This is a genomic window from Micromonospora coriariae, from assembly GCF_900091455.1.
In the GTDB taxonomy this organism is placed as follows: Bacteria; Actinomycetota; Actinomycetes; order Mycobacteriales; family Micromonosporaceae; genus Micromonospora; species Micromonospora coriariae.
This window is the reverse complement of record NZ_LT607412.1, coordinates 3,137,407-3,152,733: the sequence shown is the minus strand read 5'-3', so window position 1 is coordinate 3,152,733 and position 15,327 is coordinate 3,137,407. Positions and strand designations below refer to the sequence as shown.

Sequence of the window (15,327 nt, the reverse complement as noted above, 5' to 3'; positions counted from 1 at the left end):
CCGTCCGGAGGGCCCGGCGGGCGCCGGCCGGCTGAGGCTCCGGCCGGTGCGGCCGTCGGCCCGACGGAGGAGGACGACGCTCCCGACGTCGACGAGCTGCCGGGGCTGCGGGCCCAGGCCGAGGAGCTGACCGAGCTGCTCGACCTCGGCTTCCACCACCGGGAGGTGCTGGGTCGGCTGGGCACCACAATCTCGTTGGGAGTGCTGCTCGGCGGGCCGGCCGGCTCCGGGAAGTCGGCGCTGGTCCGCGCGGTCGCGGCCCGGGTCGGTGCCCGCGTCCACCCGCTCTGGGCACCCGAGGTGGCCGCGCTGGCCAACCAGGCCGCCGCCGACCGGCTGCGGGCCGTGGCGGCGGCGGTCCGCGCCGGCGGGCCGTCGGTGCTGCTGGTCACCGATGTGGAGGCGCTCGCCCCGGCGGACGAGCCCGGCCCGGTGGCGACGGTGTTCCGGCAGGTGCTCGCGGAGACCGTCCGGTCGGGTGCCGCCGTGGTGTGCACCACCGGCCGGCCGGAGGCGGTCGACCCGGCGCTGCGCGCGCCGGACCTGCTGTCGCTGCGGATCAGCATCCCGCTACCCGACCCGGCGCTGCGCCGCGAGCAGCTCACCGTGCTGACCCGGCAGGTGCCGCTGGCCGATGACGTCCGGCTCGACGAGGTGGCCGGACGTACCCCTGGATTCGTCGCCGCGGACCTGGCCGCGCTGGTCCGGGAGGCTGGGGTACGCGCGGCGCTGCGGCAGAAGTCGGCCGAGACGCCGACCGTGTCGATGGCCGACTTCACCGCCGCGCTGGAGGTGGTCCGGCCGACCACGATGGCCGCGTCCACGCTGGAGCTGGCCTCGGTGACCCTGGACGACGTGGGTGACCTGGTCGAGGTCAAGCAGACGCTGAGCGAGTCGGTGCTCTGGCCGCTGACCTACCCGGACACCTTCGCCCGGCTCGGCGTGCAGCCGCCGCGCGGTGTGCTGCTCTACGGGCCGCCGGGCTGCGGCAAGACGTACCTGGTCACCGCGCTGGCCGGCTCGGGCCGGGCGAACGTGCTCTCGGTGAAGGGCGCGGAGCTGCTCTCCAAGTGGGTGGGCGAGAGCGAACGCGCGGTCCGTGAGCTGTTCCGCCGGGCCCGGGAGGCGGCCCCGACGCTGATCTTCCTCGACGAGGTCGACGCGCTGGCGCCGGTACGTGGCCAGGCCACCGACGGGGGAACCACCGATCGGGTGGTCGCGGCGCTGCTCACCGAGCTGGACGGGGTGGAGACGCTGCGCAACGTGGTGGTGGTCGGCGCGACGAACCGGCCCGACCTGGTCGACCCGGCGCTGCTGCGGCCGGGCCGGCTGGAGCGGCTGGTCTACGTGCCGCCGCCGGACGGAGCGGCCCGCGCGGAGATCCTGCGCGCCGCGTCCCGGCACGTGCCGCTGGCGTCGGACGTCGACCTGGCCGCCCTCGGCGGAGAACTGGACAGGTTCTCCGCGGCCGACTGCGCGGCGCTGGTCCGGGAGGCGGCGCTGGCCGCGATGCGCGAGTCGTTGGCCGCGGCCACGGTCACCGCCGCGCATGTCGCCACGGCCCGGCGCCGGGTACGTCCGTCGCTGGACCCGGCCCAGGTCGCCTGGCTGGCCAGGTACGCCGCCGAGCGAGGGTGACCCGTCCCAGCTGACCCGGTAGTCAACCTTTCGTCGTACCCAGGGTGTTCCTAGGACGTCACATTCCTCAGTGGAGAGATCCACGACGACGTCAGGCGGTGTTTCTTGCGCAAGCTGCTCTCGCTTCTCCTCGTTCCCCTGGTGGTGGCGGCCACCCTCACCACTGTCGGTTCGCCGGCGACCGCCCATCCGGCAAAGCCGTTCCCGGCCCGGATCGCCCTGCCCAACGGGTTCACTCCCGAGGGGTTGACGATCGGTCGGGGCACCACCGTGTACGTGAGCTCCATTTTGGACGGGGCGGTGTGGCGCGGTGACTTACGTACCGGCCGTGGCTCGGTGCTGATCCCGGCGGTGCCGGGCAAGGACAAGGCCGGCCTCAAGCTCGACCAGCAGGGCCGGCTGTGGACCGCCGACTTCTCCGGTGGCGGTGCCAGCGTGTACGACGCGGGGAGCGGCAAGCTACTGGCCCACTACCAGTTCACCGACGAGCCGGGCAGCTACGTCAACGACCTCGTGATCACCAAGCGGGCGGTCTACTTCACCGACTCGGGCCGGCAGGTGCTGTACGTGGTGCCGCTGGGCCACGGTGGCCGGTTGCCCGCCGCCACGGCCCACCGGGTGCTGCCGCTCAGCGGACCGGCTGCCACACCGGACGCCTACCACAACGGGATCGTGGCACTGCCGGACGGCGATCTGCTGGTCGCACAGATGCTGCCCGGCCGGCTGGTACGCATCGACCCGCGCACCGGCCGCAGCCGACTCGTCGACCTCGGTGGTTATTCGGTGGAGCGGGCCGACGGGCTGGTGCTGCGCGGTCACACCCTGTACGTGATCCGTAACCTGACAAACGTCATCGCTGTGGTCCGACTGAACCACGGTTACACCGCCGGGGTGGTGCAGCGGGAGATCACCGGCCCGGAGCTGCGGTCGCCGGCGACCGGAGACCTGCTCGGCTCGGCGTTGTACGTGGTGAACGGCCGGTTCGACGTGGAGTCCACGCCGGACACCGACTACGACATCGTCCGGGTGCCGGCCTGATCCACCGGTCGGCGGCGACCCCTGTCGGGGGTTGTCGCCGGCCGGCCCGGGTCACTCGGTGGGGAGTAGCGGGCCGAGCGGGCCCAGATCCAGGTTGAGGTCCTCCGGGGCCAGACCGAAGTGTTCGCGCAGCCCGGCCATCTGCTCCTCCAGCGCCATCAGCGTCACCCCGATCCGCTCGATCTGCTCCTCGGTCAGGTCACCGAGGTCGACCCGGCGCAGCGCCTGCCGCTCCATCAGCTGCCGCAGCAACTCCACGATCGTCAGCACCAGGCTGGCCAGCCCCCGCTCGACCGAGTCACGGTCCACCGCGACCCGACGGTCCAGCGGGGTGACGCGGGGCGGCTGCCACGACTCCGCGCCCAGTGCGGCGGCCAGCTCCGCCGCCTCGTCCCGCCCGGTCATCCGGCGTCCTCCGGCGGGGCCAACGCGCCGACCGAGGCGACCAGCGCGCGCAACGAGATCCGGACCAGGTCCACGTCGGCGATGGCCAGGGTGAGGTCGCCGCTGATCACGACCCCGGTGGCGAGCACCCTGTCGAGCAGGTCCACCAGGGCGACCGGCCGGTAGGCCAGCGGATCGTCCGCGCTGCTCGGCGCGAGCGCGCTGGTCACCACGGCTCCCGCACGGTGAGCGCCGGCTCCGGCCGCTCCGCGACGAAGGAGTACGCCGGCCACGGCCCGGTGAGCTCCAGCCGGATCTCCGGATGCCGGCTGCCCAGCGCGCCCACGAGGTCGGTGAAGCGGGGCTGCGCCACGAGGTCCACCAGGTACGCCCCGTTGAGCACCATCGGGGTGGACGCACCGGAGAGCCGCCGGTCCTGCGGCGCGTGCCGCCGGCCCGCCACGGCCAGCTCGCACAGCGCGACGTGCACCGCTTCCGCCGCCGCACTCGCCGCCTGCTGGCCCTCCTCCCGCGCGGTCAACTGCGCCCGACGCCGCCGCAGGTAGGCCGCCCCCACACCGCCGGCCGCGACGGGTTCGGTGCTCGCCGGAGCCACTCCCGGCACCAGATAACCCTTCACACCCCACTCGTCGCGTCCGGTGAGGCGGTTCAGGGTGGCCTCCAGCTCCGCCCGGCACGCGGCGAGTGACCCGGCCACCCGGGTGTCGTCGGTGTGCACGGTGGCGAGCCGGGCCGGCACCACCGGTCCCCGTCGAGCCAGCGCCTCGACCACGCAGTGGTGCGCCCGGGCAGCCCGCTCCAGCCACGCCAGGTCCTCCAGGTTCCGGCGCAGTGGCTGCTCGCCGTACTCGTCCAGCGGCGCCGTGCTGACCACGGCGACCAGGCCGGAGGCGGACACCGCCCGGACCGGAGCGCCGTCCATCCCGGCTATCGCCGCCAGCGCCGCCGGATCGGCGTCCCGGACCACGCCGTGCAGCCAGGCCCCGGCGACCGGGGCGGGCGCGGAGGCGGCCACCTCATCCGTCGAACTCATCCCACTCCTCCCGTTCGGCGTCTCGGCGCCGCGCCCGGGCCGCCACCCGGGGCCGGCGCTCCGCCTCGACCTGCTCCGGGTCACGCGGCCCCGGCTCCACCGGCGGCCGAGCCCGCGAGCTGAGCCACGGGTCGTGCTCCCACCAGTCGATGCCGATCTGCCGCGCGGTGTCGACCGACGCGATGACCAGCCGCAGCTTCAGCGTCAACAGCTCGATGTCGAGCAGGCTGACCCGGATGTCACCGGCGATCACGATGCCCCGGTCGAGGACCCGTTCCAGGATGTCGCCCAGGTTGGCCGGCTCGTGACCGGCGGGCAGGACCTGGCCGGAGTTCTGCACCACCGATGGCTGCTGCGCAGCGGTCATTTCAGCCCACCTCACCCTTCCCGCGCTGGTAGCGCCGCACCCGTCGGTAGCCCAGCAGGCCGCCCTCGATGTCCAGCTCCACCTCGTAGAGGCCGAGAAGATCGGTCGACGCGGGAATCCGGTGATCCTCGACCACCTCGACCCCGATCAGCCAGCCGTCGTCGGTGGCCTGGACGGAGGTGGCTCCGACCGGGTCCCGGCCGGACAGCTCGACAACCTGGCGCAGTCCTTCCCGGACCGCCTCGGCGGCCGACACCGGCTCGACGTACTCCTCCTCGTCGTACTGATCGGCGTCGCCGCCCGCCGGCTCCCGCCGGCGGGTACGTTCGCCGTCGCTGCGGATTGCCACCTCGCTCACCTCCCCCGCCGCCGGCCCGGGTCACCCGGCCGGTCGGCACGCCGTCGCTGGCCGGTCCCCCGTGGCCCTTCGGAGCGGGTCGGGCGGTCACCCGCCCGGCCCGCGCCCGGGGCAGCGCTACGGGCGCCGCCGCCCGTGCCCATCAGCCGGTCCAGGACCTGCTGCTGTCTCAGGTCACGCTCCTGCGAGGTGATCTCGCCAGCGGCCGCCGCCGCGTCCAACTCCTCCAGTTCACGCCGGATGTTGGCCGGGTCGTACCGCTGTGACTCCGCCTCCCGCGCGATCACCTTCACCACGGCGGTCAGCCCTCGCATCGGGGCGTACGGCAGGGTCAGCAGACCCCAGAGGATGTCCATGCCTCACTCCACCAGCTGATGGGCGCTGACGAAGTCGTACGGGGCGAGAGGCCCGAGCAGCCGCATCCGGATCAGGTCCCGTCGCTGCTCGGCGAACTCCTCCAGCACCCGCACGAACTCCTCCTCGTCGTCGGCGGCGACCAGGAAGGCGACGTTCATCGCGTCCAGTTCACTACTCGGTGGGCGCGGCACGTGCGCCACCGCGTACGGGGTGAGCACGTCGATCAGCGCCCGGTTCTCCGCCTCGCGGCGCAGCTCCACCCCCTGGCTGATCATCTCGCCGAGCCGGATCCGCTGTTCCCGGCTCTCCGCCTCCGACCGGCCGCGCACCTGGTCGGCGAGCGCGGCGGCGGAGCGGTTCTCGGCGAGGAAGTCGCTGATCATTTCCTCCTCGTGGAAGCGGCCGTGCACGATGTACTGCAGCCGGTCCTCGAACTCGTCGAGGGCGGCGGCGAACCGGTCGTGGTGGGCCTCCAGCAGGTCCTGGACCGCGTCCGGCCCGGTCACCACAGTGCCGAACCGGACCGGCAGCACGGGCGCGACGGCCGCCGTCCCGTCCAGCAGCGTCTGGTACGCGGTCAGGTCGGCCGGGCGGCCCATCGGCTCCTCCAACCCGACCTCGCTGACCAGCGCGGCCAGGTCGCCGTGCCGGACCGCGGTCACCTCGCCCGGCGGGTTGCCGACCCCTTCCGCGTCCGGGGTCGGCTCCACGTCGGACGGCACGATGCCGTAGATGAACAGCCCGGCCTCGCCGGCCGGCTGGGCCTGGTCGTCGGTCATCCTCACCGCTCCTCGTCCCGGCGTCGGCGTGGCCGCTGCCGCTGCCGGTCGGAGCCGCGGTCGCTCAGCGAGTCCGCCACCGCGCCGCTGATCTCCTGGGCCGCCTTGCCGAGGCCGGAGATCGCCTTGCCCCTGGTCGCCGCTCCGGCCGCGTCCCCCGCCAGGTCGGGCAGCCCCTTCGTGTCCTTGGGCACGATGCTCAGCCGGTCGACCGTCTCTGCGAACCGCAGGTACGTGTCGACGCTGGCGATCACGATCCGGGCGTTGATCTCCAACAACTGGATGCCGACCACGGCGACCGACACCTGCGCGTCGATCACCACGCCCTTGTCCAGCACTGTCTCCACGACGTCCGCCAGCGTTCCTCCGCCGCCGCCGCGCTCCAACACGCCGCCCTGGCTGCTGGTCGTCGCGATGCTCACTGGTCACGCTCCTCACGTCGGCGGCGGACCACCGGCCGTCGTGGTGCCTCCGGGGCCCGACGGGCGGCGGGGCGGGGCCGCTGCCGTTCCTCGCGCGGCTCCGGCTCCTCGCGGGACTCCCGCTCCTGGCGCGGTTGGGGGCGGCGCGCCCGCTCCGGCTGGCGCCGGCGGGGCGGAGGCTGCTGCTCCTCCTCGGGCTCTTCCTCCTCGTACCCCTCGTCGTAGTCCTCGCCCTCGTCGTACGCCTCGTACTCCTCCTCCTCAGGGGGACGGCGACGCTCCGGCGGCCGACGGCGGCCGCGCTCGGCGGGCCGGCGCCGCTCCTCCTCCGGCTGTTCCTCCCACTCCTCCTCGGCCTCGGCCCGGCCCTGCTCCTCGCGGGCCTCCTGCTCCTCGCGGAGCGCGGTCTCGTGGTCCTTGACCACCTGGGAGTCGCGGATCTCGCCGCGCCAGCCCTCGACCCGGTCCGGGTCCAGCGCGACATCGGTCATCACGTGCCGGACGAAGTGCTTCAGCTCCAGCCGGACCCGTCGGCCCTGGGCGCGCCAGAGGTTGCCGGTGTGCTCGAAGAGGCCCTGCGGGCGGTACTCCAGCACCACGAGGATGCGGGTCAGGTCCGGGGTGATCTCGTGGAAGCTGACGGTGCCGTCGACCGAGCCCTTCTCACCCTTGGACCGCCAGTGGATGAGCTTGTCCGGCACCTGCCGGACGATTGTCGACTCCCAGGTCCGGTGCGACCAGAAGACCTGCGCCTTCCAGGTCAGCTTCTCGTCCGAGTCGGTGTCGACATTCTCGACCTTCTTCATGAAGCTCGGGAAGTCGCCGAACTGCGTCCACTGGTTGTACGCGGCCCGCACCGGCACGCCGACCTCGATCGTCTCGACGATGTTTGTGACCTTCTTCTTGCCGCCCTTGCCGCCCTTGCCGCCGCCCTTACCGCCCGCGCGGTTGAGAGCCGACATCACCTTCTCCTTACCGCCGGCCATCCCGGCATGCACCATCGCCTTCATCGGTGAGTGACCCTCGGCGAGCTTCTGCGCACCGGTGGCGGCGGCGATCAGGCCGGGTCCGCCGCCCTGGCGCGCGTACTCGCTGAGCCGGCCGGTCGCGCCGGTGATCCGCTCGGTCACCACCGTCATCGCCCGCTCGCCGATCGCCTCGGCCAGGTTGCGCACCTCGTCGGCCAACTGGCCGCGGAGCATGTCGCCGAGTCCGCCCGGGTTGGTGTTCCCCGCCATGGTCACCGCCCCCGCCGCTGCCCGGCCGCCGCGTCGTCCCGGTCGGTCCGGCCTGCCGTGTCGCGGTCGTTGTCGCGATCCGTGTCGTTGTCGGCGGTGCCGCTCTGGTCTCCGGAACGGCGGCGCAGCGCGTCGGCCGAGTCGCGCAGCCGACCGGTGAGCGCGTCGACGCCGCTGCCGGCCGCCGCGGTGGCGGCAGCCCGGCCGGCGTTGACCAGTGGCCCGCCGAGCCGGCTCAGGTTGCTCAGTTGGGGGGACGAGTGCAGCACGTCGGTGCCCCGTTTCAACAGCCCGCCGGCGTCCCGGCTGGCTCGGCCGGCGGCGACCGCGGCGGCCAGCGTGAGTGCGGTACGCAGCTTGCGGCGGCGGCCCAGCAGGTAGCCGAAGCCCACCGCCAGTCCGATGCGTGTTCCGGTCTTCATCAGTTCTCCTTCGCTCCCCGAAGGGGTGCGGACGCCTGCCCGGTGGGGGCCGGAGAAGGGCTACCGGGGAATAGCGCGAACCGTGCCTTCAATCAGGCGTCCCGTATCTGCGGACCCGGCGGGCAGTACCCGACCGCATTCCACCGAAACCGTTCCGGCGATTTCCTTACGCGTCGACGAGCACCATCAGGGAACGCGGGAATGGACGCCCCAGAACGGACGTCGAGGTGGCAACCACCAGGGAGAACGACAGAGAAGACGAAACCCTCAGAATCGCCTCAGAGTGCTGGGGGCGTCGAATCCAGACAGATTTCGGCGCGCACCTTGCCGCCATCTTCGCGCAATTTGGCGCCGCACTTTTTCAGTACGCCGACCGCGCCCACGTTGTCCGCGGTCGTCTCGGCCACCACGGCCCGCATGCCCGCCCGGGCGGCGGCGTTCAGCAACTCGCGCAGGGCGGTCGCGCCGATCCCCTGCCCGCGAGCCGACCGACCCAGCCACATTCCGGTCTCGACGGTGCCGGGCTCGTCACAGCGCGTCATCCGGACCATGCCGGCCACCTCACCACCGACGAGGATCGCGTACATCTGGGAACGCGTCGGACCGTCCAGGCCGCCGAAGCTCGCCCGGTGGAAGTCCCGGAAAGCCTCCCGGCGGGCGAGCGACCAGCCGGCGGGAGCGTCGACCGGAGGCATCACATCACCCGGCTCGGCCTCGGCAGCCGCTACGGAGAGCAATGGCTCCAGGTTCTGCTCATCCACCGGCTCCAACCGGACCGCACCCGCCACGTGCCGGAGTCTGCCGCCCTCATCGGCCGAAGTCCACCCCATTGGGCATCCACTGGCGGTCCGGCTACCGGTATCGACCGGTCGGACCGCACGAGTGTCCTGCCTCACGCTCTGTTGCCACCGGCCGGTGCGAAGCCCTCAGGCCGCCGGCCCGAACTCGCAGAACACCACCGAGGCGTCGTCGGTGGGCTTGTGCCGGCGCAGCCGATCGGGATGGGCCCTCTCGGCCTCCCGAACCCGGTCGAGCAACGCGCCCGGTCCGTCGGCGCTCAACATGTCCAGCAGCCCCGCCCAGTCGGTCAGCCCGAACTGTTCCACAGCGCTGGATGCGCCGTCGCTGAGCAGCGCCGCCCGGCGTAGCGCCGACGGCCCCCGCAGCGGCACCGTCCCGTTCACCGCGTGGAAGGCCGCGTCCGGGTCGGCCGCCGCCACCCAGTAACCGTGTGTGCGGTTCATCCGTTCCCGCTGGACGCCCACAGCGTGCCGGAAACGGGTGACCGGGTCAGTCGCGCCAGTCGGCACGGTGGCGACCGTCTGGCGCAGCTCGGCCATCGCCGCCTCCAGCCGGTCGTCGGTCACCACAGTGACCTGGCCGGTGTCCAGGATCAGCGGGCTGTCGCAGAGAACCAGGTAGTCCACCCTGTCGCCGCACTGCCGCAACAGGCAGACGGTGCTGGACGGCGTACCCGGATGGTCGAGGTCGCACTGGCCGCCGTGGTCGGCGCGGACGGCGAGGATGGCCGCGGCCAGGTTGCTCGTCAGCCGGGCCGACGGGCGGGCGGCCTCGGCCACGCCGATCCGCGCGGCCAGGTGCCGGACGTACCACTCCGGCCCGTGCACGCAGCCGGTGTCGAAACCCTCCGGCACAGTTGCGCCATCCAGGACGCCGACCAGCGGGCCGAACCGGAAAACCAGATCCTCGTTGACCGGCCGGCCCGGGGCCGGCGCGGACGCGGAACTCACCCGCATCGTCGGCACCGACCCCACCCCGGCCGGATCAACGGTGCCGGAGGTCGTCGGCGGCCGCACGCGTCTGCCCCTGCACCTGACCGGCGGCCGAGCGACCCTGGTCGCGTACGGCGGACATCCCCTGCTCGGCGGTCGACCGCACCGACTGCGCCGCCTGTTGCGCGGGCTCCCGGAGGTTGTCCTGCATCTGGTGGCCGATCTGGCTCGCCTGCCCGCGCAGCTGGTCGGAGTGCTCGCTCACCATGCCGCGGGCGCGTCCGGCGAGTTGCCGCTCACGACCGGTCGGCGGAAGCAGCGAGGCCGCCAGCAACCCGACACCGAAGGCGACCACGCCGGCGGCCAGCGGATTGCCCTGCGTCTGCTCGCGCGACTGCCGCCCCAGCGAGCGCGCCTCGTCCCGTACGGAGCCCATGGCTCCCCGGGACTGCTGTCCGAGCGACCGGGTCTCGTCGCGTACCGAGCCGGCGACGTGTGACATCCGCTGGCTGGCCTCCTGGCCCATGTGGCTCGAGCTGCCCATCACCTTCTCCTTCGCTCGCGTGACCGCTCCGCGGGCCTGCCCGAAACTGTCACCCGCGATCCGACGCGGGTTGACCCTGTCGGCCAGCGCGTCGATGTCATTGCTCAACTCGGCGCGGGTGGTCTCGATCTCCCGCCGGATCCGATCCGGATCACTGGACATGATCTGTTGCCTCCCGACTCGTTCACCGACCTCGCAGGGCGTTCGGCACGTCCCGGGCTGTCTGCTTCGTCCGGGGCAGCACCGCACGCGCCCGCTGCAACTGGGTCCGGGCGTTGATGAAGAGGCCACCGGCCACGACCGCCCAGATCACCGCGACGATCAGCGCCGCCCAGCCCTGGTCCATCGTGTTGGACAGCCCCCACCACACCGCGTACGACACGAACAGCACAGCCAGGAACCCGGCCAGCCCCGCCCCGCCGAACATGCCGCCGGCCTTGCCGGCCTGGCTCGCCTCCTCGCGGAGCTCGGCCTTGGCCAGCTCGACCTCCTTCCGCATCAGCGTGGAGAGGTCCCGGGTGACGTCACCCAGCAGGTCGCCGACCGAGGCCTGGGTCCGCTCCTTCTCCGGCGCACTCATGGGGCCACCCCGCCCGGCACGTCCGGCTCCGACCGACCGGCCGGCGAGACGTTCTGCGCCCGAGCCGTACCCGTGTACGGCTGGTAGGGCGAGTCGAGCGTGCGGTCGTAGGGCCGCTGTCCGCCCCCGTCCGGGTGCCCGTACTCTGCCGCCGGGCCGCCGGACGTCCCTGCGCCGCCAGCGCTGGTCAGACCACGGGTGAGTCGACCGACCAGCAGTCCGGCAACCGCCGCGCCGGCCAGGAACATCCCCGGGTTGCGGCGGGCGTACGTGCGTACCTCGTCCAGTACGTCGCCGGGCTCCCGTCCGTCCAGCCAGCCGGCCGCCCGTTGCGCGGCGTCCGCCGCCCGGCGGACCGCCTGGCCGGCCAGCCCGGAGTCACCGTCGTGTTCGGCCATCGAGTTGAGCCCCTGACCCAGGTCACGCAGCCCGTCGACAGCCCGCTGCTGCTGTGACCGTGCCTGCTCACGCAACTGGCCGGTGGCCTCCCCGGTCAGGTTCCGGGCCTGCTGGCGTGCTTCCGCGGCCACCTGTCCGCCCTGCTCGGCGGCGGCGTGGGCGACCTGCCCACCGGCCTGCGCGGCCTGCTGTCCGACCCGGGACGCCTCCTGCCGAGCCTGCTGTGCGGTGCCGGTCGCACCCTGTGGTGGCCGGCTCGGGTTGGTACCCGTCATAGCCCGCTCCCTCCGTCGGCCCGGAGCCGCGTGGCAGCGGCCCGGGACGCTCCCCGCCTACCCGCCGAATCTGGTGCCATGCTTTCCGCCGGTCCCGGCGCACCGGGCATCGGGGACGCCGTTCCCGGCGGTCGACGAGCCGGCGGTCGGCACCCGGACAATCGGGAGTTGGGGCAGGTTGGGTGGGCGGTCGCGTCAGCGGCGGCGATTGCGGGCGCGCGATGAGCGGAGCCGACGGAGCCGGCCGATCAGCACGGGGTCGGCGGCCAGCGCCGCCGGGTTGTCGAGCAGCCCGTTGAGCAGTTGGTAGTACCGCGTCGAGGAGACACCGAAGGTGTCCCGGACGGCCTGCTCCTTGGCACCGGCGTGCCGCCACCACTGCTGCTCGAAGGCGAGGATGGCCTGTTCCCGCTCGGTCAGCCCGGCCACCGGCCCGGTCGGTTCGGCATCGTCCCCGGTGGCCTGCGCGGGATCAGCCGCGCTCTCGACGGGCGGCGCCGGTCGGGGTGCCGGGACGGTCGGCCCACCACCGGCCGCGACCTCCGGGTGCGCGTCGGTGGACGGCTCGGGGGAGATCGGGGTGGCGTCGGCGGGCATGGCGCTCAGCCTAGCCAGGGCCGGCCCGGGTCGCAGCAGCCGGCGCGGCCGGCCCCGCACCGCCGGGATACCCGACGGCCGGGCCGGCCGCGCCATGCCACGTTGGTCAGGAGATGTCCCGCCGACGCATCGCCCAGAGCGCCGCGCCGACGATCACCACCAGTCCGACCGAGAGCAGCACAGAGGACTGCTGCCAGGTGATGTCCAGCGTGTCCGGCTTGCACTCCCCGTAGTAGGTGGCGTTGCAGGAGTCCCAGTCCTGCAGGGTGATCTTCTTCTGCATCCAGGCCGCCACGTACGTGGGCAGCAGCCACGCCTCGGCGAACCGCACGCTCGCCATCGCCAGCAGGATGCCGAGGCCGAACTGGCCGACCACCATCACCGCCACCACGCCGCCGAGGGCCATCGCGGTGTGCCGTCCGAGCGACGCCAGCGCGAAGCCGATGGTGGTGACCACCAGCACCAGCACCACGCCGCGCAGCCCGGTGAGGGTGAACGACTGCCAGGCGCCGGACGTCATCTTCTCGGTACTGCCGCGGAAGGTGGCGACCGCCCAGAACCCGGCGAACCAGAGCACCGCCGCGGGCAGCGTCACCGCCAGAATGCCGGTGAGCAGCGCGGCCAGCTTGGTGAGCAGGACGGTGAGCCGCTTCGGCCGCCAGAGCAGCAGGTTCATCATGCCGCCGGTGCTCCACTCGGCACCGACGAAGGACGCGCCGACCACGAACCCGACAAGCGCGAGGATCGCCGCGAACGGGATCAGCGTCTCGTCGAACGTCTGCCGGAAGTTGAACGTCGACGGCAGGAACCACTCCGCCTGGATCTGGTCGCGGGGCGGCGGCGCGATCACCGAGCAGTCGTCGGGGTAGCGGCCGTCGTTCGGCGTACCGGCGGCCTTGGCCTGCTCGCAGTTGACGCGCTCCTGCTCGCTCCAGCGCACCTGCTCCTGGTACTGCTGGTCGGCCTGGCGCTCGGCCCGGGCCAGCTGGCCGGCGTCGATCTTCTGGTTGGTGAAGAAGACTCCGACCACCACCGCGGCCAGCACGAGCAGGCCGAGCAGCGACATGTAGCGGGTGAAGCGCCGCTTGGCCAGCCGGCGCAGCTCCGTACGATAGAGGCTCACGCGCCCCACCCTCCCCCGGTGGCGCCGGGCTGCCCCGCTCCACCGACCTTCATGGACTCGTCGACCTGCCGGTTCTGGCCGGGTACCGGCGCGGTGGCGGTCAGTTCGAGGAAGACGCTCTCCAGGTCGACGGCGACCGGGGCCAGCTCGCTGACGTAGAGGTTGTGCTCGGCGAGCAGCCGGGTCACGGTGGCCGGCTTGTCGACGCCGGCCAGCATCAGGTGGTCCGGGTGGCCGGTGACCCGAATCCCGGCCCGGGTGAGCGCGTCGGTGGCCGCGGGCAGGTCGGTGACCGCCTCCAGCCGGACCCGGACCGCGCCGGACGAGTGCTGGGCGAGCACCTCGTCGACCGGGCCGAAGGCGACCCGCCGGCCCAGCGAGATGATCGTGACCGAGTCGCAGATCAGCTGGATCTCGCCGAGGATGTGGCTGGACAGCACCACGGTCATCCCGGATTCGGCGAGCGTCCGCATCAGCGTGCGCATCTCCCGGATGCCGCCCGGGTCGAGGCCGTTGGCCGGCTCGTCGAGGATGAGCAGCCTCGGGTTCTTCAGCAGGGCGGAGGCGACGGCCAGCCGCTGCTTCATGCCCAGCGAGTACGTCTTGACCCGTTCGCCGGCCCGGTCGCGCAGCCCGACGAGCTCCAGCACCTCGTCGACCCGGATGGCCGGCACCTCGCCCGCTCCGGCCAGCAGGGACAGCGTGTCCCGGGCGGAGAAGTGCGGGAAGAACTGCGGGCTCTCCACGATCGCGCCGACCTGACCGGCGACGCTGGCCAGCGCACCAGGCACCTCGTGCCCGAGCAGTGCCATCCGGCCGCCGTCGGCCCGGATCAGCCCGAGCAGCGTGCGCAGCGTGGTGGTCTTGCCGGACCCGTTGGGTCCCAGGAAGCCGTGCACCTGCCCGGCGTCGACCCGCATGTCGAAGCCGTCGAGCGCGTTGCGGGTGCCGCGTCGACGACTCTTGTACGTCTTACGTAGACCTTCGATCTCCAGGACAGCTGGCAAGCTGCACCTCCCCCGATGGTGGGCGTGACAGCCGACACCATACGCGGTATGCAGGCGCGCGCAATACGCGGTATGCATCGACGCGCCGGAAGACGCGTTTCATCGACGGAGAGTGACCGATCAGGCGCAGACGACCTGCACGCCGGCAGCGCGGAAGGCCTCCACGACCTCCGGAGCGGCGCCCGAGTCGGTCACCAGCGTCTCCACCCGGTCGACCGGGCAGATCCGGGCGAAGGCGTGACCCCCCAACTTGGACGAGTCCGCGATGATCACCACCCGCTTTGCCCGGGCCACCATCAGGTTGTTCATCGCCGCCTCCCCCTCGTGATGGGCGGCGGCGCCGAGCTGCGGGTCGATCGCGTCCACGCCGAGCAACGCGACGTCCAGGGTGACCTCACGCAGCAGCGCCCCACCCAGGGGGCCGACCAGCTCGAACGACTTCGGGCGCACCACCCCGCCGGCCACCACGACCTTCATCCGGGATCGGACCAGCAGCTCGTTGGCGATGTTCAGCGCGTTGGTCACCACTGTGAGCTGGGCACCCTCGGCACTGGTGTTCAGGTCCGGCCGGACGGCCAGCGCGCGGGCCACCTCGGTGCTGGTGGTGCCGCCGTTCAGGCCGACCACCGTGCCGGGCGTGACGAGCGCCGCAGCGGCGGCGCCGATCCGCTGCTTCTCCGCCGAGTGCTTGGCCGTCTTGTAGCGCAGCGGCAGGTCGTAGGAGACCCCGTTGGCTACCGCGCCGCCCCGGGTCCTGGTGATCATCTGCTGCTGGGCGAGCTGGTCGAAGTCGCGCCGGATGGTGGCCTGGGAGACGTCCAGCCGTTCGGCGGCCGCCTCGACGCTGACCCGGCCGTTGTCGGTCAGCATCTCGAGCAGGGCGTTCCATCTGGCGTACCGGTCCACCGCGGGGCCCCTCCCAGTGACTGCACGAACGGTGATTGATTGCGTGCACACTAGTGCGCGAAACTACGGTGGCGCAAAAGACCGGCCTGCGCGATCGGTCGGTCGG

Annotated in this window: 20 protein-coding genes and 1 pseudogene; 2 read left to right on the top strand and 19 right to left on the bottom strand. The window is 72.7% G+C overall.

What is annotated here, in order from left to right; genetic code table 11:
- Window positions 1-78: 78 nt before the first annotated feature.
- Window positions 79-1,638: pseudogene (locus tag GA0070607_RS14805) on the top strand (AAA family ATPase); the annotation flags it as partial.
- A 105-nt stretch (window positions 1,639-1,743) separates the two neighbouring features.
- Window positions 1,744-2,676: an SMP-30/gluconolactonase/LRE family protein gene (locus tag GA0070607_RS14800; protein ID WP_089018728.1), complete on the top strand. Its 933-nt coding sequence runs from the start codon at window positions 1,744-1,746 to the stop codon at window positions 2,674-2,676.
- A gap of 51 nt (window positions 2,677-2,727) precedes the next feature.
- On the opposite strand, the gene GA0070607_RS14795 is transcribed toward GA0070607_RS14800, so the two are convergent.
- The 19 genes from GA0070607_RS14795 to GA0070607_RS14705 form a co-directional block, all read right to left on the bottom strand.
- Window positions 2,728-3,081: a gas vesicle protein K gene (locus GA0070607_RS14795; RefSeq protein ID WP_089018727.1), complete on the bottom strand. Its 354-nt coding sequence runs from the start codon at window positions 3,079-3,081 to the stop codon at window positions 2,728-2,730.
- Window positions 3,078-3,290, bottom strand: coding sequence for a gas vesicle protein (locus tag GA0070607_RS14790; protein ID WP_089021864.1), 213 nt, complete (start codon window positions 3,288-3,290; stop codon window positions 3,078-3,080). Before GA0070607_RS14790 ends, GA0070607_RS14795 begins: the two co-directional genes overlap by 4 nt.
- A complete protein-coding gene (locus GA0070607_RS14785) occupies window positions 3,287-4,114 on the bottom strand; it encodes a GvpL/GvpF family gas vesicle protein (RefSeq protein ID WP_089018726.1) in 828 nt (275 codons plus the stop codon). Before GA0070607_RS14785 ends, GA0070607_RS14790 begins: the two co-directional genes overlap by 4 nt.
- Window positions 4,098-4,481 carry a gas vesicle protein GvpJ gene (gene gvpJ / locus GA0070607_RS34280; protein ID WP_089018725.1) on the bottom strand — a complete coding sequence of 128 codons (384 nt, stop codon included), beginning with the start codon at window positions 4,479-4,481 and terminating at the stop codon, window positions 4,098-4,100. Before gvpJ (GA0070607_RS34280) ends, GA0070607_RS14785 begins: the two co-directional genes overlap by 17 nt.
- Window position 4,482: 1 nt before the next feature.
- Window positions 4,483-4,830: a gas vesicle protein GvpO gene (locus tag GA0070607_RS14775; protein WP_197701265.1), complete on the bottom strand. Its 348-nt coding sequence runs from the start codon at window positions 4,828-4,830 to the stop codon at window positions 4,483-4,485.
- A 5-nt stretch (window positions 4,831-4,835) separates the two neighbouring features.
- Window positions 4,836-5,195: a gas vesicle protein GvpG gene (locus tag GA0070607_RS14770; RefSeq protein WP_089018724.1), complete on the bottom strand. Its 360-nt coding sequence runs from the start codon at window positions 5,193-5,195 to the stop codon at window positions 4,836-4,838.
- A 3-nt stretch (window positions 5,196-5,198) separates the two neighbouring features.
- Window positions 5,199-5,975 carry a GvpL/GvpF family gas vesicle protein gene (locus tag GA0070607_RS14765; protein WP_089018723.1) on the bottom strand — a complete coding sequence of 259 codons (777 nt, stop codon included), beginning with the start codon at window positions 5,973-5,975 and terminating at the stop codon, window positions 5,199-5,201.
- A gap of 2 nt (window positions 5,976-5,977) precedes the next feature.
- A complete protein-coding gene (gvpJ, locus tag GA0070607_RS34275; protein ID WP_089018722.1) occupies window positions 5,978-6,397 on the bottom strand; it encodes a gas vesicle protein GvpJ in 420 nt (139 codons plus the stop codon).
- On the bottom strand, window positions 6,394-7,635 hold the full coding sequence (locus GA0070607_RS14755; protein WP_231931040.1) for an SRPBCC family protein: 1,242 nt from the start codon (window positions 7,633-7,635) through the stop codon (window positions 6,394-6,396). Before GA0070607_RS14755 ends, gvpJ (GA0070607_RS34275) begins: the two co-directional genes overlap by 4 nt.
- Window positions 7,636-7,637: 2 nt before the next feature.
- Entirely contained in the window at window positions 7,638-8,057 is a 420-nt protein-coding gene (locus tag GA0070607_RS14750) for a hypothetical protein (RefSeq protein ID WP_089018721.1), read from the bottom strand.
- 278 nt (window positions 8,058-8,335) lie between these two features.
- Complete coding sequence (locus GA0070607_RS14745; RefSeq protein WP_089021861.1) at window positions 8,336-8,845, bottom strand: GNAT family N-acetyltransferase; 510 nt, start codon at window positions 8,843-8,845, stop codon at window positions 8,336-8,338.
- A gap of 138 nt (window positions 8,846-8,983) precedes the next feature.
- Window positions 8,984-9,814, bottom strand: coding sequence for a hypothetical protein (locus GA0070607_RS14740; RefSeq protein ID WP_231931039.1), 831 nt, complete (start codon window positions 9,812-9,814; stop codon window positions 8,984-8,986).
- A 28-nt stretch (window positions 9,815-9,842) separates the two neighbouring features.
- Window positions 9,843-10,496 (bottom strand): DUF3618 domain-containing protein, encoded by a 654-nt coding sequence (locus GA0070607_RS14735; protein WP_089018719.1) that lies wholly within the window; start codon window positions 10,494-10,496, stop codon window positions 9,843-9,845.
- Between the two features lie 22 nt (window positions 10,497-10,518).
- Window positions 10,519-10,914, bottom strand: coding sequence for a phage holin family protein (locus GA0070607_RS14730; protein WP_089018718.1), 396 nt, complete (start codon window positions 10,912-10,914; stop codon window positions 10,519-10,521).
- Window positions 10,911-11,588, bottom strand: coding sequence for a hypothetical protein (locus GA0070607_RS14725; RefSeq protein ID WP_089018717.1), 678 nt, complete (start codon window positions 11,586-11,588; stop codon window positions 10,911-10,913). Before GA0070607_RS14725 ends, GA0070607_RS14730 begins: the two co-directional genes overlap by 4 nt.
- 195 nt (window positions 11,589-11,783) lie before the next feature.
- Window positions 11,784-12,185 (bottom strand): DUF3263 domain-containing protein, encoded by a 402-nt coding sequence (locus tag GA0070607_RS14720; RefSeq protein WP_089021860.1) that lies wholly within the window; start codon window positions 12,183-12,185, stop codon window positions 11,784-11,786.
- A 106-nt stretch (window positions 12,186-12,291) separates the two neighbouring features.
- Window positions 12,292-13,308: an ABC transporter permease subunit gene (locus GA0070607_RS14715; RefSeq protein ID WP_089021859.1), complete on the bottom strand. Its 1,017-nt coding sequence runs from the start codon at window positions 13,306-13,308 to the stop codon at window positions 12,292-12,294.
- The gene (locus GA0070607_RS14710) at window positions 13,305-14,315 is read right to left on the bottom strand and encodes an ATP-binding cassette domain-containing protein (RefSeq protein ID WP_089018716.1); all 1,011 of its coding nucleotides are present in this window, start codon (window positions 14,313-14,315) and stop codon (window positions 13,305-13,307) included. Before GA0070607_RS14710 ends, GA0070607_RS14715 begins: the two co-directional genes overlap by 4 nt.
- Window positions 14,316-14,435: 120 nt before the next feature.
- The gene (locus GA0070607_RS14705; RefSeq protein WP_074314987.1) at window positions 14,436-15,221 is read right to left on the bottom strand and encodes a DeoR/GlpR family DNA-binding transcription regulator; all 786 of its coding nucleotides are present in this window, start codon (window positions 15,219-15,221) and stop codon (window positions 14,436-14,438) included.
- Between the last annotated feature and the right edge of the window lie 106 nt (window positions 15,222-15,327).